The 23,611-nt window shown below is 33.4% G+C and carries 18 protein-coding genes; 12 read left to right on the top strand and 6 right to left on the bottom strand.

All coding sequences use genetic code 11. The features are described 5' to 3' along the window. Positions 1-70: 70 nt before the first annotated feature. From AWE51_RS26955 to AWE51_RS03000, 5 genes are all read left to right on the top strand, one after another. Positions 71-5,497: an Ig-like domain-containing protein gene (locus AWE51_RS26955; protein WP_066309256.1), complete on the top strand. Its 5,427-nt coding sequence runs from the start codon at positions 71-73 to the stop codon at positions 5,495-5,497. Between the two features lie 109 nt (positions 5,498-5,606). Further along, entirely contained in the window at positions 5,607-6,134 is a 528-nt protein-coding gene (locus AWE51_RS03015) for a GNAT family N-acetyltransferase (protein WP_066309254.1), read from the top strand. Positions 6,135-6,214: 80 nt separating this feature from the next. Continuing rightward, on the top strand, positions 6,215-6,796 hold the full coding sequence (locus tag AWE51_RS03010; RefSeq protein ID WP_066309252.1) for a TetR/AcrR family transcriptional regulator: 582 nt from the start codon (positions 6,215-6,217) through the stop codon (positions 6,794-6,796). A gap of 60 nt (positions 6,797-6,856) precedes the next feature. Then, positions 6,857-7,606 carry an SDR family NAD(P)-dependent oxidoreductase gene (locus tag AWE51_RS03005; RefSeq protein ID WP_066309251.1) on the top strand — a complete coding sequence of 250 codons (750 nt, stop codon included), beginning with the start codon at positions 6,857-6,859 and terminating at the stop codon, positions 7,604-7,606. 590 nt (positions 7,607-8,196) lie between these two features. Then, positions 8,197-8,949, top strand: coding sequence for an SDR family NAD(P)-dependent oxidoreductase (locus AWE51_RS03000; RefSeq protein WP_066309247.1), 753 nt, complete (start codon positions 8,197-8,199; stop codon positions 8,947-8,949). Positions 8,950-9,005: 56 nt separating this feature from the next. Here the strand turns inward: AWE51_RS03000 and AWE51_RS02995 are convergent, their stop codons facing one another. The 3 genes from AWE51_RS02995 to AWE51_RS02985 form a co-directional block, all read right to left on the bottom strand. Next, positions 9,006-9,368 (bottom strand): hypothetical protein, encoded by a 363-nt coding sequence (locus tag AWE51_RS02995; protein WP_147405050.1) that lies wholly within the window; start codon positions 9,366-9,368, stop codon positions 9,006-9,008. 4 nt (positions 9,369-9,372) lie between these two features. Next, positions 9,373-10,362 (bottom strand): type I glyceraldehyde-3-phosphate dehydrogenase, encoded by a 990-nt coding sequence (locus AWE51_RS02990; RefSeq protein ID WP_066309240.1) that lies wholly within the window; start codon positions 10,360-10,362, stop codon positions 9,373-9,375. Between the two features lie 91 nt (positions 10,363-10,453). Then, positions 10,454-11,134 carry a DUF2461 domain-containing protein gene (locus tag AWE51_RS02985; protein WP_066309238.1) on the bottom strand — a complete coding sequence of 227 codons (681 nt, stop codon included), beginning with the start codon at positions 11,132-11,134 and terminating at the stop codon, positions 10,454-10,456. A 189-nt stretch (positions 11,135-11,323) separates the two neighbouring features. On the opposite strand from AWE51_RS02985, the gene epsC reads away from it, so the two are divergent. From epsC to AWE51_RS02960, 5 genes are all read left to right on the top strand, one after another. Continuing rightward, positions 11,324-12,115 (top strand): serine O-acetyltransferase EpsC, encoded by a 792-nt coding sequence (gene epsC, locus AWE51_RS02980; RefSeq protein ID WP_066309236.1) that lies wholly within the window; start codon positions 11,324-11,326, stop codon positions 12,113-12,115. Continuing rightward, complete coding sequence (cysM, locus tag AWE51_RS02975) at positions 12,115-12,999, top strand: cysteine synthase CysM (RefSeq protein ID WP_066309232.1); 885 nt, start codon at positions 12,115-12,117, stop codon at positions 12,997-12,999. The genes epsC and cysM overlap by 1 nt, the downstream gene beginning before the upstream one ends. Positions 13,000-13,179: 180 nt before the next feature. Next, complete coding sequence (gene aqpZ / locus AWE51_RS02970; RefSeq protein WP_066309229.1) at positions 13,180-13,866, top strand: aquaporin Z; 687 nt, start codon at positions 13,180-13,182, stop codon at positions 13,864-13,866. 111 nt (positions 13,867-13,977) lie between these two features. Further along, the gene (gene recQ / locus AWE51_RS02965; RefSeq protein ID WP_066309226.1) at positions 13,978-16,089 is read left to right on the top strand and encodes a DNA helicase RecQ; all 2,112 of its coding nucleotides are present in this window, start codon (positions 13,978-13,980) and stop codon (positions 16,087-16,089) included. Positions 16,090-16,104: 15 nt separating this feature from the next. Next, the gene (locus tag AWE51_RS02960; protein WP_066309223.1) at positions 16,105-17,145 is read left to right on the top strand and encodes a 2-dehydropantoate 2-reductase; all 1,041 of its coding nucleotides are present in this window, start codon (positions 16,105-16,107) and stop codon (positions 17,143-17,145) included. A gap of 25 nt (positions 17,146-17,170) precedes the next feature. Here AWE51_RS02960 and AWE51_RS02955 read toward each other — a convergent pair whose 3' ends face one another. Genes AWE51_RS02955 through AWE51_RS02945 form a run of 3 tightly spaced genes read right to left on the bottom strand, consistent with a single transcriptional unit; the run spans position 17,171 to position 19,441 of the window. Then, positions 17,171-17,968, bottom strand: coding sequence for an aldose epimerase family protein (locus AWE51_RS02955; RefSeq protein WP_066309218.1), 798 nt, complete (start codon positions 17,966-17,968; stop codon positions 17,171-17,173). A 41-nt stretch (positions 17,969-18,009) separates the two neighbouring features. Beyond that, the gene (locus tag AWE51_RS02950) at positions 18,010-18,651 is read right to left on the bottom strand and encodes an MOSC domain-containing protein (RefSeq protein ID WP_066309210.1); all 642 of its coding nucleotides are present in this window, start codon (positions 18,649-18,651) and stop codon (positions 18,010-18,012) included. Between the two features lie 4 nt (positions 18,652-18,655). Beyond that, positions 18,656-19,441, bottom strand: a complete 786-nt coding sequence (locus AWE51_RS02945) for a tRNA pseudouridine synthase A (protein WP_066309209.1) — start codon at positions 19,439-19,441, stop codon at positions 18,656-18,658. A gap of 149 nt (positions 19,442-19,590) precedes the next feature. Here AWE51_RS02945 and AWE51_RS02940 point away from each other — a divergent pair, with 149 nt between their 5' ends. Both AWE51_RS02940 and AWE51_RS02935 read left to right on the top strand, forming a co-directional pair. Then, positions 19,591-19,968, top strand: a complete 378-nt coding sequence (locus AWE51_RS02940) for a LysM peptidoglycan-binding domain-containing protein (protein ID WP_066309206.1) — start codon at positions 19,591-19,593, stop codon at positions 19,966-19,968. Positions 19,969-20,230: 262 nt separating this feature from the next. Then, positions 20,231-23,551, top strand: a complete 3,321-nt coding sequence (locus tag AWE51_RS02935; protein ID WP_082832290.1) for a reprolysin-like metallopeptidase — start codon at positions 20,231-20,233, stop codon at positions 23,549-23,551. Positions 23,552-23,611 lie beyond the last annotated feature (60 nt).

Genomic DNA, 23,611 nt, shown 5'->3' with positions numbered 1-23,611 from the left:
AGAGCATAACTAAACTCAAAAGCAAAAAAAAACTCATTAACTAAAACTTTTAACTCAACAAACACAAATCATGAAAAAAAGAAAAACCCTATCATCATTATGGGCTATAATGATGATAATGGTCATGTCCTATATGGGGCATGCTCAATCCGTAAATGTCAGCGGAACACTTCAAAAATGGCATAAAGTGGCCGTTTCTCTAACACTACCCGGTGGTAATTTATCAGAATCTGAAGGTACATTTAGAAACACAAGGATGGATGTTATCTTTACCAGTCCAAGCGGAACGACTATTAGAGTACCTGGTTATTTTGCTGCAGATGGTAACGCTGCTAACTCAAATGCTAAACAAGGTAAGGTATATAGAGCATTCTTAAGACCTAATGAAATAGGAAACTGGAGTTATAGAGTACTTTATTATACAGGAAATAACGTTGCAATAGCATCTGTTAATAATTTACCTTCTCCTGTACATAATTTAACAGGAGCTATTAATGGGATTGTCGCTTCTAACAAAACAGCTCCAGATTTAAGAGCAAAAGGCCGTTTAGTGTATAAAACTACTGGTACAGATAGTGAGCGTCGTTATCTTCAATTTTCTGAAACTGGAGAGTATTATCTGAAGCTAGGTCCAGATTCTCCTGAAAACTTCTTAAACTATAACGATTTTGATGCCGACGTTGCAGGGAATATAAACTCTGGATTTACTCCTGAACACCAATTTAATCCACATGCATCAGATTACAACAACACTGACCCTACTTGGGATGGTGGAAAAGGTAAAAACATTATTGGCGCCTTAAATTACCTTAAAAATCAACGAATGAACTCTGTTTCTATGAGTCTTTTTGGGGGTGACGATAAAAATGTATATCCATGGACAACTGCCAATGCTAAATTTGTTTACGATGTATCTAAGTTAGAACAATGGGAAATTGTTTTAAATCATGCTGAGCACAATGGATTATTATTACACTTAAAATTAGCCGAAAATGAAAATTGGGATGCCTTAAATAGTAATCAAATAAAAACATACTACCGTGAAATGATCGCTCGTTTTGGTCATCATTTAGCAGTAGAATGGAACTTCTCTGAAGAATATCGTGGAACCCCTGCAAGTGCTATAGAACGTATTGATTTTATGGCCGCTAATGATCCTTGGCAAAATCATCGTGTGATTCATACCTATCCTGATGAGCATAACAAGTACACAACTTGGTTAAATCTAAATGCTAAATTAACAGGAGCTTCTATTCAAAGTTCTAGCAAAAGTAATTATGCATCTGCTTACAATGGACCTGATGGAATATTAACTTGGATTAACAATTCTAAAAATAATGGAACTCCTTGGGTAGTTGCTTCAGATGAGCAAAATCCTGGAGGAACAGGAATTTTTACGTCACAAAACATTTCGAGTAGTGCTGTTAAAACAGAAGCTAGAACCCGTATTCTTTGGAAAACTATGATAGCCGGTGGACCTGGTGTAATGTGGTATGGCGGTGGACAAGGTGATTTTAAAACGGAAAACTTCAACCGTTTTAATACATTATTTACTTGGTCACGTTATGCCGTAATAGATTTTTTCCAGAATAATAATATTGAATTTTGGAAAACCTCTAATAATGATAATCTAGTATCTGGTTCTGCAAATTGTTTAGCAGAAGCAGGAAGAACGTATGTAATTTATTTAGAAAATGGAGGTTCTACAAACTTGAACTTAAATGGACAATCAGGAGATTTTTCTGTGCAATGGTTCAATCCACGTAGTGGTGGAGCATTATTAAATGGTAATGTAACACGAGTTTCAGGAGGTGGTAACAGAAGTATTGGTAACCCTCCAAATTCGGCTAACTCTGATTGGATAGCCTTAGTAAGACAAAATGGAACAGATCCTGTTTCTGGTGTAAGTATAACACAAGCATCTGTATCTATTAATGTAGGAAGAACATCAAACTTAACAGCTACAGTAAGTCCTTCATCTGCTGCCAATAGAGACGTAACATGGAGCTCTAATAATACAGCAGTAGCAACAGTAAATGCTAATGGAGTTGTGACAGCTATAGCAGAAGGTACTGCAACAATAACAGTGACTACTGTAGACGGTGGTTTTACAGATACTTCTACTGTTACTGTTACTCCTGCACCAGTAGTATCAGGTGCTTGGGTAGAAAATGATGGATATTTGGTAATTGAAACTGAATCACTTGATTTCCCAACAAACTCACTTTGGTCAAAAAAGACAACTGGAGGAAATCAGCCATTAGGTAATGGTTACATGCAATATGATGGTCCAGATCGTCAATTTGTTGACCCACTTCCTGATGGAGTATTAAAGTATAATATCAAAATAAATACTCCCGGTACTTATCAATTTATTTGGCGTACAGGGTACGGTTTCAATTCAACAACTTTTGACGGGGCAAACGACTCTTGGTTAAAAGTAAACGGAACTGATTTTTATGGAACTAAAGGAGGTGCTAAAACCGGAAGTTTAAATGAATGGATGAAAGTATGGGTACAAAAAGATGCCTTTGTGAATGAATGTACAGGAGAACATGCAGGTGTAAATGGATTGACTATTTTTGCCGACTTTGATACACCTGGTTATTATTCGATTGAAGTGGCAGGGCGTTCAAAAGGTCATGTTATCGATAGACTATTCATGTTTCAAGACGGAAAACGTCCTATAGCTTTAAACAATAGTACTCCAGAATCTCCACGAGAAGGTAATACCAATCCTATAGCAGTGACTGGTGTTTCTGTATCACCTGCAACAGTTTCAATTAATGCAGGACAAACTAGTGCTTTAACACCAAACTTTACCCCTTCAAACGCAACGAACAGAGCGGTAACTTGGGAATCAAATAATCCTTCAATTGCTACAGTTAATACTAGCGGTGTAGTTACAGGTGTAGCGGCTGGTAGTGCAATTATTACTGCAACTACAGCCGATGGTGGATTTACTGCTACAAGTACTATTACTGTAGGAGGAGGATCCTCTTGCTCTAATGTAACCCTAGGTGCTGTAAGTGATTTTTCAAACTTTGAACTTCCAGGATTTGCTCCGGGATATGTAGATAACGTTAGAAATGCCTTAGCAATCGATGCTTCTCAATACAAAGATCAGTTTGCTGCTGCTACCACTTCTTTTAGTGGAGAAGCAGGAACTTATGATGTAGTGATTAACACTCTTGCCGAATTAGATGGTGAGAGTACCTATAGAGTATTCATTGATGAAGTATTAATCGGAACATTCCAAAACCCAACTACTACTGTAGATTATTCTCCTGCTAGCCAAACGTTTAGTGGTATTACTGTAGCCAATGAAGCTGTACTTAGAGTAGAATTTAATTCAAACTCTAATGGACAAGTACCAGAAGGAGGAGGATTTGCTTTTTCTAGAGGTCGTTGGACATCATTAGAGTTTAAATGTACTGATAGTACAACTCCAACTGTAGATTGTAGTGCAGCACCAACTGGTTTGGCAGTGTCTAGCGTAACTGATACATCTGTTACATTATCTTTTGATAATACAGCTACAGATACAAGAACTTTTGAGTTAAGAGCATTCCCTGAAGGTGGATTTACAGGAAATATTAATACAGGAGGTGTTGGTTTTGCAGCGGCAGCGGCAGGTAGTTCGAGTGTAACTATGACTGGTTTAGTAGCTGGTACGGCATATGACTTTGTATTTCGTGCTTTATGCCCTGGAGGTACTCCAGGTACAAGTCCTTTAGCTCCAACAGTTGTAGGAACTACTTCTGGAGGAACCACAACAATTGCAGTAACAGGAGTAAATGTTTCTCCTGCAACGGTCACAATTGATGTTGCTCAAACAAGTACTTTGACTGCAACAGTAGCGCCAGTAAACGCTACAAATAAAAATGTAACATGGAGTTCTAGCAACACAAGTATTGCAACAGTTAGTGCCGCTGGTATAGTAACTGGAGTAGCAGCTGGAACAGCTACTATTACTGCAACTACTGCTGATGGTGGATTTACTGCTACAAGTAGTGTTACTGTAAATACTGTTTCTACTCCAAACACTTTTGCTATCCCAGGAACTATTGAAGTAGAAAACTTTGATGCTAAAAGTGGTGATGTAAAAGCCGAAAATACTCCAGGAACAAATGGAGGTCAAAATTTAGGTTTCATTAAAAATAATAATTATACCGAGTATGATATTGATGTAGCCACAACTGGAACCTATACACTTACTGCTTTTACTTCTTCTAACGGTGTTGGAGGTAATATAGTAGCTTCTGTTAAAGGAACTGATCTAGGTACAGTTGCTGTCCCTGTAAATAACGATTGGCACAATTACAGTACTCCTATCACTACTGAAATACAATTAACCGAAGGTACTCAAAGACTTAGATTGACATATACAGGAACTGCAGGTTTCTTATTTAATTTTGAACGAGCTGAGTTTACATTAAATGCTACAACACCAACAGCAGATTGTAGTGCACCACCGGCTAATTTAACAGTATCTAGCACAACAAATACTTCTGCTACTATAGCTTTTGATAATACATCTAATGATACAAGAATAATAGAAGTAAGAGCTTTTAATGAAGGTACTTTTAATGGTGCTTTATCCGGTGCTGTATCGTTTGCTTCTGGAAACAACGGAGCTACTTCTGTAACGATTAATGGTCTTACTGCAGGAACAACATATGATTTTGTTGTTCGTTCATTATGCGGACCTGGTGGAAATGGCCCAAGTGCTACAGCTACCGTTTCAGGAAAAACAACAGGAGGTAATACTTCTACACCAGTAACAGTAGATTTAAACCCAGTAGACGATGCTTATATACAAGCAAGTAATAATTCTACCATAAATAATAATGTGCTTTATGTAGATGGAACAAATCGTGTTTCTTACTTAAAATTTGATGTTTCAGCTATTAGTGGTACTATAGCTTCTGCAAGCTTAAAACTTACAGGAAGTACTGATTCTGGTAATGGAGTAATTGATGTTAACCTAGGAACAAATAGCAATTGGACAGAAACGAATTTAACTTCTGCCAATGCTCCGGGAAAAGGTGTTGCATTAGGTAATGTAAATGGTCCTTTTTCTAAAGATACCGTTAAAGACATTGCACTAACTGGTGTTACTAAAAATGGTAACTTCTTAACCTTAATCGTTAGTCAAGCTAATGGCGCTGATGCTAACTTTAGTTCTTCTGAAGCTGCTACCGGAAAACCGGTTTTAACAATTACGTACAATTCAACAACAGGAGCTAAAGATGAATTAAATGCTAATCTTATAAAGGCGTTCCCTAACCCTGTACATAATGTTTTAAATCTTAGTGGTCTTTCTGAAAAAAGTTTGATAACTATAATAGATTTAAGAGGACAAACAATCTTGAAAGAGAGAACGTCTGCTTCTAAAAATGCGCAATTAGATGTTTCTCAACTTCCTAAAGGAATGTATTTTGTGCAAGTTCAAAACGGTACTAGTAATTTTAACCTTAAAATTTTAAAAGACTAGGACAATTTAATGAAGTCCCATTATAAAACTAAGAGTGACACTTAATCGGTGTCACTCTTTTTTTTGAACATAAATATTATTGTATTTTTAAGAAGTATATTATAAATAGATGAATTTAGAAAAAATAAGATTGACAAAAGTCACATTACAAGATGCTCCAAAATTGCAAAATATTGGGCAACAAACTTTCTATGACACCTATGGCCCACCCCTGAATACAGAAAAAAATATACAAATTTATATACAGAAAAACTTTGAATTAGATCAGCTTAATATTGAACTTCAAAATCCAAACTCTTGTTTTTACTTTGCAAAATTAAATGACCAAGTGGTAGGATATTTGAAATTAAATTGGGGAAATGCACAAACAGAAAAAACAACAGAAAATACACTGGAAATTGAAAGAATTTATGTTGTAAAAGAATATCAAGGAAAAAAGATTGGTAATATATTAATACAAAAATCTATCGAAATTGGTAAATCTAAAAATATCGATTATCTCTGGTTAGGTGTATGGAATAAGAATACAAAAGCAATTAAATTTTATAAGAATAATGGTTTTTTACCCTTTAATAAACATGAGTTTTTATTAGGCACAGAATCACAAGTCGATATTATGATGAAACTATCCTTTTAGTAAATTTAAAAATTTATGATTTTAGTAACAATTGCCTATTCATATTTTGATTATTTTTGAAACGTTCATTTCAGTAAAGAATGCCAAAAGTAGAAACATTTAACAGACAACAAGTATTGCATAATGCAACTGAAGTATTTCATAAAAAGGGATACAACGGTACTTCTATGCAAGATTTGGTCGATGCGACGTCTCTTAATAGATCGAGTATTTATAATTCTTTTGGAAGCAAATTAGGTATTTTTATGGATGTTCTTTCTTATTATCACGCCACTTATAAGCGACAAATAGGAAAAAAGGTAGTTAGTTCTCATAATGCATCAGATACACTTAATGGTATTTTTGACATTTACATTAACGATATTTTAAACGATAACGATGAAAAAGGTTGTTTGATTTTAAATTCTAAATCAGAAATGACAAATCAAGATCTTACTATAAAAGCATTTATAGAAGAAAATCAAGAACAAACACTTGCTTTACTTGAAGACATAGTTTACAATGGTCAAATGGAGAAAATATTTAATAAAAATCAAACTCCCGCACAATATGCATTGTATTTATTTACTGGGATACAAGGCTTTAGAATGACAGGGATATTAAATAAAAATCAAGATGATTTAAAAAATCTTGCACAAACTATTATCAAAGTACTTTATTAATTTTTTTTTAACTTAATTTGAAATGATTGTTTCAAATAAAACTATAAATATCAAAAAACAATGAAAAAATTACAAGACAAAGTTGCCGTAATTACTGGAGCTAACAGTGGAATTGGATTAGCAACAGCCAAATTATACCTAAAAGAAGGTGCTAAAGTTGTACTTTCTGGTAGACGTAAAGAGGCCTTAGATGAAGTTGCTAAAGAATTAGAAGGTGATTTCATAACGGTTACGGCAGACGTATCCCAAGCATCTGATAACAAAAAATTAATAGATGAAGCTACTGCCAAATATGGTAAGATTGATGTGTTATTTCTAAATGCCGGTATCGCTCCCCCTATTCCAACTCATGAAATATCTGAAGAACATTATGATACTTTATTTAACACCAACGTAAAAGGGCCCATTTTGGCAACTAAAGAAGCTTTGCCACATATTAATGATGGTGGAACTATTCTTTTTACCAATTCTGTAGTGCACCAAAAAGGGTTCGATGGATTAGGAGTATATTCTGCTACCAAAGGTGCATTAAGAGCCTACCAAAGAGTGCTTACATCAGAGGTGAAATCAAGAGGAATTAGAGTTAACGCAATCGCTCCAGGGCCTATTGAAACACCTATTTATAGTAAAATGGGATTACCTGAAGATGTAGTTGAAGAAATGGGAAAAGGGTTCGCGCAACAAGTACCATTAGGTCGTTTTGGAACATCAGAAGAAGTAGCTAAGTCAGCACTGTTTTTAGCTTCAGATGATGCTTCATACATTAATGGTGTAGAATTAGAAATAGACGGTGGACTAAGTCAGATTTAAAAATAAGTCCTTTAGAAATAGTAAAAGCTGATTATGAGAATAATCAGCTTTTACTATTTTTTACATCATCACTTTATTCCTATTTTATACAATAACAATAAAACTCACCATAATAGTTTTTTGTATAAAAAACACATTATTCGTATATTACATTCATTAAAATCTATTATTTATATAATTTTTAAGAATTTTTCATCAAATTCCCAAATCCCTCCCATTTGGCATATAACATATTGAAAGTATATTATGGGACACGAAAACGATAATTACAAGTGGTATTCGCAAATAGAATTATCCAAAGATTTATTCAAATTATTTTTTTTCGTTAAAATAAACGAAACTTACTTTTATACTGGTGATACCCCGAAGATCACAAAGAAAGAATAAGTCTAAGACTACTATTTTGGATAAAAAGTACAACTTGTGATTCCAAAAACACTTACTTAAGATAGATAATTCCAAAGTAAACACAATCAATTGCAAATCTATTTTTTTAAGACTCAAATGCGAGTTCTATAAAAACAACTCTATTTAATTGTAATACCAGAAATAATTGCTTCAAATAAAAATTTACAAATAAACCTAATAGAATGAAAAAATTACACAACAAAGTAGCCATCATCACAGGAGCAAATAGTGGAATCGGATTAGCAACAGCCAAACTATATTTAAAAGAGGGTGCCAAGGTCGTACTTTCTGGCAGACGTCAGGAAGCGTTAGATGAAGTAGCCACAGAATTAGAAGGTGATTTTATTACCGTTACTGCAGATGTATCTATAGCAGAGGATAACAAAAGATTAATCAAGGAAGCAACAAATAAATACGGTAACATTGATATTTTGTTTCTTAATGCTGGTGTTGTCTTAGCACCTACTCCAACTCATGAAATTACCGAAAAACATTATGATGAGATATTTAATATTAATGTAAAAGGGCCAATATTAGCAATAAAGGAAGCCTTGCCATATATAAATGATGCAGGAACAATTTTATTTAATAACTCTGTAGTTACACAACGAGGTTTTGATGGCCTTGGAATATATTCTGCAACAAAAGGTGCATTACGTGCCTATCAAAGAGTATTAACATCTGAAGTAAAAACAAGGGGTATTAGAGTAAATTCTATTGCTCCAGGGCCAATCACGACTCCCATTTTTGACAAGATGGGGTTACCCAAAGATACTACTGCAGAAATGGGTAAAGGTTTTGCCCAACGAGTACCATTAGGTCGTTTTGGAACATCAGAAGAAGTAGCTAAGTCTGCTCTTTTTCTAGCTTCGGATGATGCATCTTACATTAATGGTATAGAATTAGAAGTAGACGGAGGATTAAGTCAAATCTAAACTAATTTAGATCTTTTAATAAAAAAGGATGATTTTAAAACAAATCATCCTTTTTTTTATTTACACTTCTTTTTTTTCGGTTTTGGAACGTTTCCTATCAGTTCACTATGTTCTTTTATTAACTCTGAGACTTTAATCATACCTTCTTCAAAATGATCAGAATCTGCGGGTAATAACATCCATGTTTTAGGCCCAAAATCTTTTATAATTCTAACATCCTTAATCTGTTTTTTTAGTTGTTCATGATGTTCCAACTTAGTTGCAATCCATATTCCATTATCATGAGGGTTTTTATCTTTTTCACGTAAAGCGAAAACAATTTTCTCTTCATAATAAAAGGCATCAACTCCAAACATTCTATGATGTCTTAATTGAATTGGGAATAATGCATCTAAAATAAACTCATAAGGATATAGCACCTATCTATAATTCTTTAATTTGTCTTATCATTTGATTGGTAAACCCCCATTCGTTATCATACCAGATCATTATTTTTACCAGGTCACCATCAACTACTCTAGTCATAGATGCGTCTACAGTAGAAGCATAAGGGTTTTGTTGAATATCTGAAGATACAATGGGTTCATAAGTAACATCCAATACATGAAGATATCGATCAGTCTTTGATTCTTTTTCAAGTATCGTGTTAATTTCTTCTGCCGTAGTGTTTCGTTCGGCGATAAATGTCACATCACTTACAGATCCCACAGGAACAGGTGTTCTTATTGCCACACCATCAAATTTACCTTCATATTGTGGTAATGCCTTTGTAGTTGCAATTGCAGCTCCCGTAGAAGTTGGTGTTAAATTAACTGCTCCTGCTCTACCCATTCTAGGGTTCTTTTTAGACGGAGAATCAACTAGAGTTTGTGATGCAGTATACGCATGTATCGTATTTAAAATCGCTTTTTTGACCCCGATAGTTCTTCCTAAAATTTCTACAACAGGACTTATATTATTAGTTGTACAACTTGCACAAGAAAATATTGCTGTTTTACCATCTTCAGTATTTACACCATGCACTACCGTAGGTGTATCCTTGCTTTTGGTTGGTCCCGAAATCACAACATTTGTAGCTCCCGCATGTATATGTTTTTCGGCATCTTCTCTATTTGTAAAAAACCCTGTACTTTCAATTACAATATCAATCTTATTTTCTTTCCATGGCAATTGTTCAGGATCTCTTTGGTTACAATATAAAATCTTCTCATCTCCAATTTGCAGATAAGAATTATCAATACTCACCTCTTTATCATATATGCCATATACGCTATCGTATTTTAATAAATACTGAGCATTTTCGATAGACATGAGATCATTAATTGCTACTACTTGTAATTCTGGATCATCCAGAATTACTTTTAGGGCTGCGCGTCCTATTCTACCAAATCCATTAATAGCTATTCTCTTCATTTTGTTATGTTGATTTATGTGGTTAAAATATTAAACTATAGTCGTAAAAAACATGTAAATATTACTGTTAAAAGAGAATTTTATGTTTTCATCAATCTAGTAACGAAACTCCATTTAAATCTGTAGTAAGTACATCACTCATATAATCAAAATATGGTCTTAATAATTCATAATGATAGATAACTTTTTCGATAAAGTCAGGAGCAAAAACTTCTGCATCGGTAAAATTGTGTTGAACAAAAAATGATTTATTTTTAATTAAATCTATTGCATGATGTTCTTTGTTAAAACCCTTAGGAGCTGTTTTAACTTGATAATCGGTATTAAAACCTCCAAAAGCTCTCTTAAAATCTTTTTGTGATAAAATAGCTCTTATCTCCTGATCATCCATTTCAAATTCTTTTCTTATCCGCAGTAAATCTGCAGGTTGCGGGCTAAAAAAACCTCCTGCCATTAAAGAATTCCCTGGTTCTAATCTTAAATAATATCCACCTCTACGATGCGCACTTGCTCGCATAAAACTTACACTACGATGTACATTATAAGGTGTTTTATCTTTACTAAATCGTATATCTCGATTAATTCGAAAAACCTTTGTTTTTTCTATTTCATCTTTTTCATTTAACCTATCAGCTATAGTAGCATAAAACGCTTTCAATATTTTTTCATTGGCTTGATATTCCTTTTTATTTTCGGTCATCCAATCTCTATGATTATTTTTTTGTAGTTTTTTTAAAAACTCAAATGCTTTTTTAGGTACGGTATTATTCATAAGGTTTACTTTGAACCTAAAAATACTAAAATCTCATAGCAAGATTATAGTTTAACTAAAAATTATGCATAAATCGAAATTTTAGAAGTAGGATGTTATTATTATCTGAAAAATGTAAGGATTTAAGTGTAATTAAGACTTATGTATTCTTAATTCTATATATTTACTAGAGTTTTCAAATAGAACGTAATGACAAAAGAACGAGATCGTATTGTTGCTAAGATCGAAGAACAAAAAAAGAATCCAAACCTAAAGTTAAAACTAAAAGAGAGAACCGAATATTTTACAAATCTACTTTTTTATACCCTATTTGATACCGATACAGAAGTAGCCAAAAATATCGATCTTCTTGAAAAAACTTTTGAAGAACTTATAGATTTAGCATGTTGGGAAACAGAAAAGCCTTGTAGTAAATTATGGCAATCTTATTTGGAAAAACTACCTATTATATTAGAAAAATTAAATCTAGATGCCCAAGCATTTATGAAAAGTGATCCTGCTGCTAATTCTATTGAAGAAATTTATATGGCATATCCAGGATTTTATGCTATTGCAATATATAGGTTAAGTCATGAGCTTTTAAAATTTGGTTTACCTTTAGTTCCCAGATTAATGACCGAATATTCTCATCGTTTAACAGGAACTGATATAAATCCGGGAGCAGAAATTGGAGATTCTTTTTTTATTGATCATGCCACTGGTATTGTAATCGGTGAAACGGTGATCATTAAAAACAATGTAAAAATATATCAAGGTGTTACTCTTGGTGGATTGTATGTTGATAGAAAATTAAGAAATGTAAAACGCCACCCAACTGTAGAAGACAATGTAACTATTTATGCTAATGCCACTATCTTAGGAGGTAGTACAATTATTGGTGAAAATAGCACAATTGGTGGTAACGCATGGATTACCTCATCGGTTCCCGAAAATTCAATCATATCCAACACTTCAGAAATTAAGATCAAAAAAGTAGTATAATGTCAAATAGTATTTTAGACCTTATAGGAAACACGCCTTTGGTCAAGGCTACCTCTTTAATAAAAAATCCTAATGTAACATTATATCTAAAACTAGAAGGACATAATCCTGGAGGAAGCGTAAAAGATCGTGCTGCATATAATATGATCAAATCGGCCTTAGATCGAGGAGATATAGACCGAAACACTAAACTTATTGAGGCAACAAGTGGTAATACAGGTATTGCCTTGGCTATGATTGCTGGTATTTTTAAACTAGACATAGAATTAGTAATGCCAGAAAATTCTACTAAAGAACGTGTACAAACAATGCGTGCTTATGGTGCCAAAGTTACACTTACTTCTTCAGATATAGGTATTGAAGGAGCCCGTGACTATGCTGAAGCTAAAGTCAACAATGAAGGATATATAATGCTTAACCAGTTTGCAAATGATGATAATTGGAAAGCGCATTACAAAACTACAGGACCAGAAATTTGGAGAGATACCAAAGGTGAAATTACTCATTTCGTATCGTCTATGGGAACTACCGGAACAATCATGGGGACTTCGACTTTTTTAAAAGAACAATCAAAAAATGTTCAGATTGTGGGAGTACAACCCACAGATGAGTCAAGAATTCCAGGAATTCGTAAATGGCCCGCAGCGTATTTACCAAAGATTTTTAATCCTGATAAAGTTGACCAAGTTATTGAAGTTAGCCAAGAAGAAGCTACAAAAATGGCCAAACGACTTGCCATAGAAGAGGGTGTTTTCTCAGGTATGAGTAGTGGTGGTTCGGTAACTGCAGCTCTAAAGCTTGCCGAAACTCTTAAAAGCGGTGTTCTCGTAGCCATTATATGTGATCGTGGAGATAGATATTTAAGTTCTGACTTGTTTGAGTAAACTCGATATACTAATTGCTTTCAATCTACAACTTTTCGAATTTCAAAATGTATTTTGTATTTTACTACTAATACTAGTAGATATACTTCAAAAACCTATTCGTAAAAACGCAATATTTTCCTGAGATAACTATATCTATTTAGTAATGGTTATATTTATAATACACTAAAACTAAATAATATGAAAAAATTAATTTCAGAATTTATTGGAACACTTTGGCTGGTATTAGGAGGCTGTGGGAGTGCTGTGTTAGCTGCCGGATATCCTGAATTAGGTATTGGATTTGTTGGCGTTTCTCTTGCCTTTGGTTTAACTGTTCTTACTATGGCATATGCTATAGGACATATTTCAGGGTGCCACCTTAATCCTGCTGTATCTATTGGACTTTGGATAGGTGGACGGTTTGACAAAAAAGAGCTTATTCCATATATTATAGCTCAAGTTTTAGGGGGGATTGCGGGAGCAGGTATTTTATATCTTATTGTAAGTGGAAAATCTGGTTTTGAAATAGGTGGATTTGCTGCAAATGGATATGGAGAGCACTCTCCGGATGGATACTCGATGATATCTGCATTAGTTACCGAAATAGTAATGACTTTTATGTTTTTAATTGTTATTTTGGGAGCTACGCATTCTAAAGCACCAAAGGGTTTTGCTGGTTTATCAATAGGTTTAGGACTAACATTAATTCATCTCATAAGCATTCCTGTAACAAATACTTCTGTAAACCCTGCAAGAAGCACAAGTCAGGCTATTTTTGCCGGAGATTGGGCTTTAGGCCAGTTATGGTTATTTTGGGTGGCTCCAATTATCGGGGCAATTTTAGCCGGATTTATATATAAATATATATCTCCAGAAGAAGCATAAACAAATTCTATTATATAAATAAAGGCAATGGTAATTTTAACCATGCTATTGCCTTTATCAAAACAACAATCAAGGTCTATTTTTTCGTGCTATTTTTGTTCCTTTGCAACTATGCCAGATCAACAACAAATCCTAACAACGTTAAAAGAGTATTTTGGATATGATAGTTTCAGACCATTACAAGAAGAAATTATATCATCTATTTTTAAAAGTAAAGACAATCTAGTTATCATGCCAACTGGAGGCGGTAAGTCTATATGCTATCAACTTCCGGCTCTATTACTTCCTGGGGTTACTTTAGTAATTTCTCCATTAATCGCTTTAATGAAAGATCAAGTAGATGGTTTATCTGCCAATGGTATTAATGCAGCTTTTATCAATAGTAGTCAACACGAAAACGAACAACAAGAAATTTATCAAAAAATTCTAGATAAACAATTAAAGCTTCTATATGTCGCACCAGAAAGTTTAAGTTTTTTAGATACAGTACTATCACAAGTAGTAGTAAGTTTAATAGCAATAGATGAAGCGCATTGTATATCATCTTGGGGGCATGATTTTAGACCAGCATATACGCAATTAGGATACCTTAAAAATAAATTTCCTAAAACTCCTGTAATTGCCTTAACTGCAACTGCTGATAAAGCTACAAGGCAAGATATTTGCAATCAATTAAATATCCCTAATGCTACACAACATCTAGCATCTTTTGATAGAAAAAACCTAAGTCTTGAAGTACGGCCAGGAAATAAACGTATTGAGCAAATTTTAAATTTTCTAGAAGAAAGGCCCAATGAAAGCGGAATTATATATTGCTTAAGTAGGAAAGCAACAGAAACAATAGCCGAAAAATTACAAAATCAAGGATTCAATGCACAAGCATATCATGCAGGTATTGATCACCAAAAAAGGGCAACTGTTCAAGAAAATTTTGTCAATGACTCTCTACAAATCGTTTGCGCAACTATTGCCTTTGGTATGGGAATTGACAAATCCAATGTACGCTGGGTTATTCATTACAATCTACCTAAGAATATCGAAGGTTACTATCAAGAAATAGGTCGAGCTGGTCGTGATGGCTTACCATCTTCTACTCTACTGTTTCATAGCTATGCAGACGTGGTACAACTACAAAAATTTGCAGACATGTCTGGAAATAAAGATGTACAACTTGCAAAACTTGATCGTATGAAACAATATGCTGAATCGTTAAGTTGTCGTCGTAAAATATTATTAAGTTATTTTGGAGAGCTTATCGTTGATGATTGTGGTAATTGCGACGTATGCAAAAATCCGCCAACATTTATTGATGGTACTATACTAGCGCAAAAAGTATTGTCAACTGTAACTAGAATTAAAGAGCAAGAACCAATAGGCACTGTAATTGACGTTTTAAGAGGGGCGCAAAATGCGACTGTATTTGATAAAGGATATCAACATTTAAAAAGTTATAAAATCGGTAATGATATCCCTTGGAAGGATTGGCAGCAGTATATCATACAATTAATAAATCAAGGGTATCTTGAAATTGCATTTCATCAAAATAACAAAATAAAACTTACATCACTTTCGAAAAAAGTGTTATTTGAAAATGAAAAAATAAGTCTTGCTCACCTTAAAGATTTCGAAAAAGCGAAACAGATCATTACTGAGGTTTCATCTAAAACAAAAGCAAACTCGTTATTTGATAAATTACGTGAATTACGCTTAACTCTTGCAAAAGAAGCAGGAATACCTGCATATCAAATTTTTAGTGATGCTACATTAAAAGAGATGGAATTGCACCGACCAATGAGTGATGAAGAATTTATCCAAATTAATGGTGTGGGACGACAAAAAATGCAGAACTATGGATACCAATTTATTAAAGAAATTATAAATTTCTCTTCTACAAAAACTAAAAAAAAGAAAAAGTCTAACAAAGGAAATACACATAAAGAAACATTAAGTTTATATCAAGAAGGGCTCTCTATCGAGGAAATTTCTATTAAGCGACAGCTTGCTACGTCTACTATATTTTCTCACATTATGAAACTTTATAATGAGGGTGAAAATATTGATTTGAAACAGTTTATCAGTAAAACAGATATTAATTCTGTCAAAAATGCCAAACAAGAACTAAATACACCTGAAGGATTAAAACCTTATTTTGAACATTTTGAAGGAGCAATTGATTATAACACTATAAAACTTGCTTTAACTATTTTAGAGAATGAAAATTAAATTAATAATGGACTAATGCAATCACATGTCATTTTTGGAGCAGGGTTAATTGGTAGTTTTATAGGTAGCGTTTTAACTTCTTTAAACATCAAAACTACATTAATTTGTCGTCCATACATTAAAGACAAATTAATTGATGGTGTCTTGCTTACAGACTATTTAGAGCATCAAATTACAGTCGATCGATTGACTTTTTTTGATCCAGAAGATTTAAAATCTAGCACTTTAGACATAAGTCATTGTGATTTTCTTTGGATTACTGTAAAATGTACCGCAATTAAAGAAGTAAGTAAACAAATTGGACCTTTTATAGGCTCTAATACGATAGTATTATGTTGCCAAAATGGTTTAGGGTCTGATGATATTATTAAACAATGTTTTCCTAATACAAATGTACTTAGAGTTATGATTCCTTTTAATATAGCAGAACCAAAACCTGGTCATTTGCATAGAGGATCAGAAGGTTCCCTATTTCTAGAAACTAATAAATCTGTGCATTCAAAAATAATGGACTTAGTAAAAAAATTAGATTCTTCTATAATGCCTGTTAACTATACTCAAGAAATGACTGCTTTACTATGGGCTAAACTTCAATTAAACTTAGGAAACAGTATTAACGCTCTTGCTGATATCCCTGTAAAATCAATGTTAGAAGAAAGGGCTTATCGCATAGTAATCTCCGAATTAATGACAGAACTGCTTTCTGTCACAAAAGCCCTAACAATAAGACTTCCTAAATTAACTGCTGTACATGCACATTATTTACCTTTTGTTTTAAGGTTACCTAATTTTATATTTAATCGAGTTGCCAAAAAAATGTTAGCTATTGATCCTACAGTTAGGACATCAATGTGGTGGGATTTATCACAAGGTAAATTAACAGAGATAGATCATCTTAACGGGGCAATTGTAACAATTGCAAAAAAACTAAATATACCTTGCCCTGCTAATCATTGTATCATCGGTCTCATTAAAAATGCAGAACAACAAAACTCTAAACATCAAAACACCACAATATCCGGCAAAACACTATTAAAACTTGTAAAAGGTCAATAAAAAAGTTTTTTTTATAAACTCTTAATTAAGAACTTAACCTTGGAGTGATCGTTACTTCAAAATTTTTCTGATCATTACTCATAAAATCGAAACCTTTATGTAAATCATTTGTGCTTACGCTATAAGGATAAAAAGTAATAGGCTCTATACAAACCATATTTTTTACTTCTGTCCAGAGCATAATATGTATAAAATTGCTAGTTTTTATATCAACGATAAGTTCACCATTATTTTTAAGGCTTAACTCTTTAGTTTTTTCAACCAAAAGGGCCGAAGAACCAGCATCAAGAATATTTTTTAATGATATATTCTTATTTTTCGTTTTAAACTCAGGATTGGAGCCATTAATTTTAAATGCGGGATGAAAACCTAACATAAATGGCATACCCTCTTCTGATTTTACTTTAAAAGAAACCTTTAAACAATGATCTGTTAGTTCAAAAGTCTTTATAAATTCAAAATCATATGGCCAGTCTAACCATTCTTGAGATGATTTATTCGGGTATTTAGGGTTTTTAACTTTAGTATTTGCTTTATATTTTTTACAAAAAGAAGCTTTATTTTTTTCGGATATAACAGGAATATATTTCATGGCTCGCAAGATCCCATGTTGATCTAATTTCGCCTTTCCTTTTGGTGTAACCACTGTAAAATCATTTTCTTTGGTAGGACCAATAATAGGAAACATTTCAATTTCAGAATTACCCCATCCTGGATCTCCTTTTTGATGTATAATTTCAATATTATAAGCCTTATAACTAACTAATTCACCATCTTGAATTAAAACTGTAATTTTTTCGTTATTGCAATATAATTTAGTCATAATAGACGTATAATATTCTGTTTAAAATTATTTGAAAAAAATTAGGCCAAATGCTTTTTAAAGTACTTTTTATCACCCTCAGCCACTAAGGGATCATTAACTGCTGTTCTTAATATAGTACTATCCGTTTCCTTATTATAATGAAACAATAATGTATTTAATTCTTTTATCGATACGCCATTCTTATTTTCTTCTTCCAATATAAACTCATCTCCAGTCGAAACCTCTCCTGATTTTAGAACTCTAACATATACTCCAGAAAATAATGAATCAATAAATTCTTTGATTATTTTTTGATTCTCAAAACGAACACCCAATTTATAACAGGGTTGTCTTGGTCTTGAAATTTGAACCAAAGCACCTCCAAGTTTGTATACATTTCCGATTTTAATACTACTTTCATCAAATCCCTCAACTGTAAGATTTTCTCCAAACATTCCATAATTCCATTCAAGATCTGGGTATTTTTCTTTCCAATACGGATAATGCTCTACTGAATATAGGTAACAGGCTTTGTCGACTCCTCCATGATATCTCCTATCAATTACATGATCATCTTTTACATCTTCTTTGTCTAAATATATGGATTGATCAACAGGGAATTTATAAATTCCAGTTTGTACATCTTTGCCTCTCCATGAAATGATTTTTGGTTCTGCTATATTTGTAGATATTACTCTCATACTATTATATAAATTCTATGGTGTTTAAAATTAATCCCGACCCAGGAACGATATGTTCTAAGACAATTTCTTCGGCTTCGGGGTTAAGCGTTTTTTTTATGAAATCTAAATTGACTTTTCCTTTTCCTAAATCTAATAACACTCCCATCATTAATCTAATTTGATTTCTTTTAAACCCTTCTCCTTTCACACGTAAAAGATAACTCTCTTTTGGGAAAAAACTAGCAGTATAAACATCATTTTTTGTAATTTCACAAAGTACGATTTCTCCTTCTAAAATAGTATGCGCAGAAGGACGGTGACAATAAGATCTAAAATTATGTTTACCTTCAAACAGTTTGGTCGCCTCCTGCATTATCTCGATATCTAAATCTTCTAAAATGTTATACATAAAAGGAGCAGAAAAAGGATGAAATTTCTCTCCAAAAGAAAACAAATAAATATATTCCTTAATTTTTGGAGATTGAATAATATTAAAATGTTCATCTGTTTCTTCAATCCTCAAACTTCTAATATCCTGAGGTAAATTTTGATTAAACAAGGGATAAAACTCTTCTAAATCTAATGGCTTATGATCTACAAACAATTCTATATACGCTTGATTAGCAGAAACCTTTGCATCTGTTCGTCCAGATGCAAGGACTTTAAAGTCTTTATGCTCTAAGACATAAGCAACTGTTCGCTCTACCATTCTTTGTAATGTATTTACTGTAGGCTGTTTTTGCCATCCGTGATACCTAAACCCTAAATATTGTAATTCAATAAGGTAATAGAACCTTTTTCTAAACATGTAAAAATCTTTAAAATCTGTCCGAATATAGATAAATTATGTATTTCATCGATATTTGATAATTTAATAATCTTACTAATATGTAAAAAAAACATGATTATTCGTTATATTTGGGTAAAACTAATTAATAATTTAAAATCAACTTAGTTATGGTTAAAGCTAAATATCAAGATGTTTTAGATCTAGGCGAAAAATTAAAAATTCAAAATGGTGACGTATCTGAAGATAATGGAACCTTAAAAATAAAAGGTACTGCAGGAACACAATATGAAAAAAACCAGCTTTGGGATAAAATAAAGGAAATAGGTGGTGAATCTCCTTCTGATATTGTAGCAGATATTGATGTAGCAGACAGTTCTGTATTTCACAGACATACTGTTAAAAGTGGAGAATCACTAAGTAAAATAGCTAAGCATTACTATGGAGACCCAATGAAGTATAAAGCTATTTTTGAGGCTAATACTAATATTCTTAAAAATCCAGATGTAATTCACCCTGATCAAGAATTAATTATTCCGAATCTATAAGTACAATCTATAACTATCATTAAAAAGTCGCTTTTTCTAGCGGCTTTTTTTGTTTATAATATCTACATATCCCCTCTATTATTGATCTCATAATTACTTCCTAAGAGAAACCTCTTGAATTACATTATCCCTATTTATTTTCTTATTTTTTTTATAAAAAAGTATTACTAATAACAATAGACAATATAATTGTTAAATAATTCACAGAATATCTGATAATATTTTTACATTTGCAATCGCTAACTCAAATTATTTTTCAATTATGAAAACACAATTATCATTATTTGTGGGCTTATTCATGATAAGCTTTGGGTTCTCTCAAACCAGTTCAAATCCTTGGACAAAGAGAACCACAGTTCCAAAAAGTCTTTCTGTTATAACTACACAAAAAGACTTACCTAGTAAAAACATTTACAGTCTTAATGTAGATGCAATGAAAGAAGCCTTAAAAGGTTCTCAAATTCTAGGAAAATCAAGTGGTATTTCAAATACCATTTTACAATTTCCAAATGTTAACGGTCAAATGGAATCGTTTCGAATCGTTGAAACTCAGGTTTTGGCTCCAGAATTAGCTGCTAGATACCCTGGCATTAAATCATATGCAGGTCAGGCTATGAATGGAGTTGGATCGATAAGATTTAGTCTTTCGCATAAGGGACTAAGTAGTATGCGTCTTTCTGGGGAAGATGGTGCTGTTTTTATCGAGCCATTAACAAAAGACGGCTTATATACCGTGTACAAAAGGTCTGATAAACCATCTATTGGTGGTTTAAAATGTATGGTAGATGAAAAAACGCCTAATTTTACAGGAAAATCTTCATCTAACTTTAAAAATGCAGACGATAGTACTCTAAGAACGTTTAGACTTGCCGTATCTACTAATGGAGAGTATACCCAGTTTCATGGAGGTACGAAAGCTGATGCGATTGCGGCTATAAATACAACAATGACACGTGTTAACGGTGTATTTGAAAATGACTTCGGTGTTACTATGGTCGTTATTGCTAATACTGATGATGTTATTTACACCAATGCAAATACTGATCCTTATTCTAACGGAGGATTTAACAGCCAATTGCAATCAACCTTAACAAGCGTTATCGGTGAGGCAAATTATGATGTAGGTCATTTATTTGCAAAAGCCGGAAACAATGGTAATGCAGGATGTATTGGATGTGTATGTAGAGACGGAGATAAAGGAAGTGCATTTACTTCTAGGGCTAACCCTATTGGGGATCCTTTTGATATCGATTATGTAGCTCATGAATTGGGTCATCAATTTGGAGGTAATCACACTTGGACTCACGGTGGTAATGAAGGAAGAAATGTACAAATGGAACCCGGTAGTGGTTCTACAATTATGGGGTACGCTGGAATTACAGGAGCTACTGATGTACAACAAAATAGTGATCCTTACTTTCATTCGATAAGTATTCAACAAATCACAAACTATGTAAAGTCTACAAGTTGCCAGACGAATACAAATACAGGTAATGCTATTCCAACTGCCAATGCAGGATCAGATTATACTGTGCCAAGAGGAACTGCTTTTGTTTTAACAGGTCAGGGATCTGATGCCAATAGTGGTGATGTATTAACATACTGTTGGGAACAAGTTGATGAAAACAATGCAGCTACAACCTATCCTAGCGTAACAGCTACTTCTGGTGTGGCTTTTAGATCGTTTAATCCTACAACATCTGCTCAACGTTATTTTCCAAGATTAGAAACTATAAAAACAGGAGCAACTTCATGGCAATGGGAAGCAGTTCCTAATGTTACAAGGGCTTTAAATTTTAGACTTACAGTTAGAGATAATAAAGCTGGTGGTGCTGGTAATAATAGTGATAACATGAGAGTAAATGTTACCGCTAATGCCGGTCCATTTGTTGTTAATATACCTAATACTAATGTTAGTTGGCCTGCTGGTTCTACACAAACTGTAACATGGGATGTGGCTGGTACTACTGGAAATGGGGTTAACGCTGCCAATGTTGATATTTTATTATCAACAGATGGAGGTAATACATATCCTATAGCTATAGCTACAGCAGTTACAAACGATGGTTCGCAAAGTATAACAGTACCTAATGCTCAAGGAACACAAAACAGAATTATGGTAAGAGGTTCAGGAAATGTTTTCTTTGATATCTCTAATACTAACTTCGAAATTACTGGCGGTGGAACAGGTGATACAGAGGCTCCTTCTACTCCTGCCGGATTAACAGCTTCAAATGCAACTCAAAATAGTATTGATCTTTCTTGGAGTGCATCAACTGATAATGTTGCAGTAACAGGATACGATGTTTATCAAGGAAATACTGTTGTCGGTACTGTTGCAACGACTTCTTATCAAGCAACAGGATTAGCTGCTGGTACTTCATACTCTTTCAGAGTTAAAGCAAAAGATGCTGCCGGTAATGAATCTGGATTTAGTACTACCGCAACCGAAACAACCTTACCTGGTACTCCAGGAGGTGGATGCACTGGTGGAATATCATCTTTTCCTTATAATGAAGGATTTGAAAATACTTTAGGAGCTTGGACACAAGCTACTAATGATGATATCAACTGGACAATTGATTCTGGCGGAACACCGTCAAACGGAACTGGACCTTCTAGTGCAAGTCAAGGAACATACTATTTATATATTGAAGCTTCTGGGAATGGAAATGGTTATCCTAATAAAAGAGCTATTGTAAACTCTCCATGTTTTGATCTTAATAGTGCTTCACAAGCAACATTTACATTTAAATACCATATGTTTGGTAATAGTATTGGAACTTTAAATCTAGAAGCTAGTAAAGATAATGGTGCTACCTGGACTTCTGTTTGGAACAAATCAGGAAATCAAGGGAATACGTGGCAATCTGCTAGTGTAAATTTGGCATCATATACTGGTTCTGGAGTTCAACTTCGATTTAATGGAGTTACAAGTACATCATGGAGTGGTGATATCACCATAGATGATATTAGTTTAACAACTGGAACAGTTAACCCTCCTTCTTGTACGGATGTTAACTTATCTATTACTTTTGATAACTATCCAGAAGAAACTAGCTGGGAAATTACAAACAGTAGTAATCAAGTAGTTGCTTCAGGTGGAACATATGGTACACAACCTGATGGATCAACTCTAAACGTTACAGAATGTCTTAATGCTGGATCATACACATTTACAATAAGTGATACTTATGGAGATGGTATCTGCTGTTCATTTGGAAATGGTTCATATACCCTTACTAGTGGAAGTACAACTTTAGCATCAGGTGGATCATTTGGAAGAACAGAAGCTACTACATTTAGTATCGGAGGAACATCTAGAGGACCTGAAGTACAAAACTTTGTGACAACTGAACAAGTTACAATGTCTGTATTTCCAAACCCAGTTACTAATGTATTACAGATCGCAACAGTTAAAAACAATGTTAATTTTGCTATTAGAGATATCTTAGGAAGAACTGTTTTACAAGGAGCAGTAGTTAATAAAACTATTGATTTTAGTTCTTTCGAAAAAGGTCTTTATATGGTTACATTAGAAACTCAAGGAAAATCTTCTGTATTCAAAATTGCAAAAGACTAATAATAAATAATGACTTAAACATCTTATCATTGATGTTTGATGAATTGAAAAACCACCAAA

The organism is Aquimarina aggregata, assembly GCF_001632745.1.
GTDB lineage: Bacteria > Bacteroidota > Bacteroidia > Flavobacteriales > Flavobacteriaceae > Aquimarina > Aquimarina aggregata.
This window is presented reverse-complemented; position numbering and strand designations above follow the sequence as displayed.

Excerpts from the sequence above, each read along its gene's own strand:
- AWE51_RS26955 (WP_066309256.1), top strand. The coding sequence starts at position 71 with ATGAAAAAAAGAAAAACCCTATCATCATTATGGGCTATAATGATGATA.
- AWE51_RS03015 (WP_066309254.1), top strand. The coding sequence starts at position 5,607 with ATGAATTTAGAAAAAATAAGATTGACAAAAGTCACATTACAAGATGCT.
- AWE51_RS03010 (WP_066309252.1), top strand. The coding sequence starts at position 6,215 with ATGCCAAAAGTAGAAACATTTAACAGACAACAAGTATTGCATAATGCA.
- AWE51_RS03005 (WP_066309251.1), top strand. The coding sequence starts at position 6,857 with ATGAAAAAATTACAAGACAAAGTTGCCGTAATTACTGGAGCTAACAGT.
- AWE51_RS03000 (WP_066309247.1), top strand. The coding sequence starts at position 8,197 with ATGAAAAAATTACACAACAAAGTAGCCATCATCACAGGAGCAAATAGT.
- AWE51_RS02990 (WP_066309240.1), bottom strand. The coding sequence starts at position 10,362 with ATGAAGAGAATAGCTATTAATGGATTTGGTAGAATAGGACGCGCAGCC.
- AWE51_RS02985 (WP_066309238.1), bottom strand. The coding sequence starts at position 11,134 with ATGAATAATACCGTACCTAAAAAAGCATTTGAGTTTTTAAAAAAACTA.
- epsC (WP_066309236.1), top strand. The coding sequence starts at position 11,324 with ATGACAAAAGAACGAGATCGTATTGTTGCTAAGATCGAAGAACAAAAA.
- cysM (WP_066309232.1), top strand. The coding sequence starts at position 12,115 with ATGTCAAATAGTATTTTAGACCTTATAGGAAACACGCCTTTGGTCAAG.
- aqpZ (WP_066309229.1), top strand. The coding sequence starts at position 13,180 with ATGAAAAAATTAATTTCAGAATTTATTGGAACACTTTGGCTGGTATTA.
- recQ (WP_066309226.1), top strand. The coding sequence starts at position 13,978 with ATGCCAGATCAACAACAAATCCTAACAACGTTAAAAGAGTATTTTGGA.
- AWE51_RS02960 (WP_066309223.1), top strand. The coding sequence starts at position 16,105 with ATGCAATCACATGTCATTTTTGGAGCAGGGTTAATTGGTAGTTTTATA.
- AWE51_RS02955 (WP_066309218.1), bottom strand. The coding sequence starts at position 17,968 with ATGACTAAATTATATTGCAATAACGAAAAAATTACAGTTTTAATTCAA.
- AWE51_RS02950 (WP_066309210.1), bottom strand. The coding sequence starts at position 18,651 with ATGAGAGTAATATCTACAAATATAGCAGAACCAAAAATCATTTCATGG.
- AWE51_RS02945 (WP_066309209.1), bottom strand. The coding sequence starts at position 19,441 with ATGTTTAGAAAAAGGTTCTATTACCTTATTGAATTACAATATTTAGGG.
- AWE51_RS02940 (WP_066309206.1), top strand. The coding sequence starts at position 19,591 with ATGGTTAAAGCTAAATATCAAGATGTTTTAGATCTAGGCGAAAAATTA.
- AWE51_RS02935 (WP_082832290.1), top strand. The coding sequence starts at position 20,231 with ATGAAAACACAATTATCATTATTTGTGGGCTTATTCATGATAAGCTTT.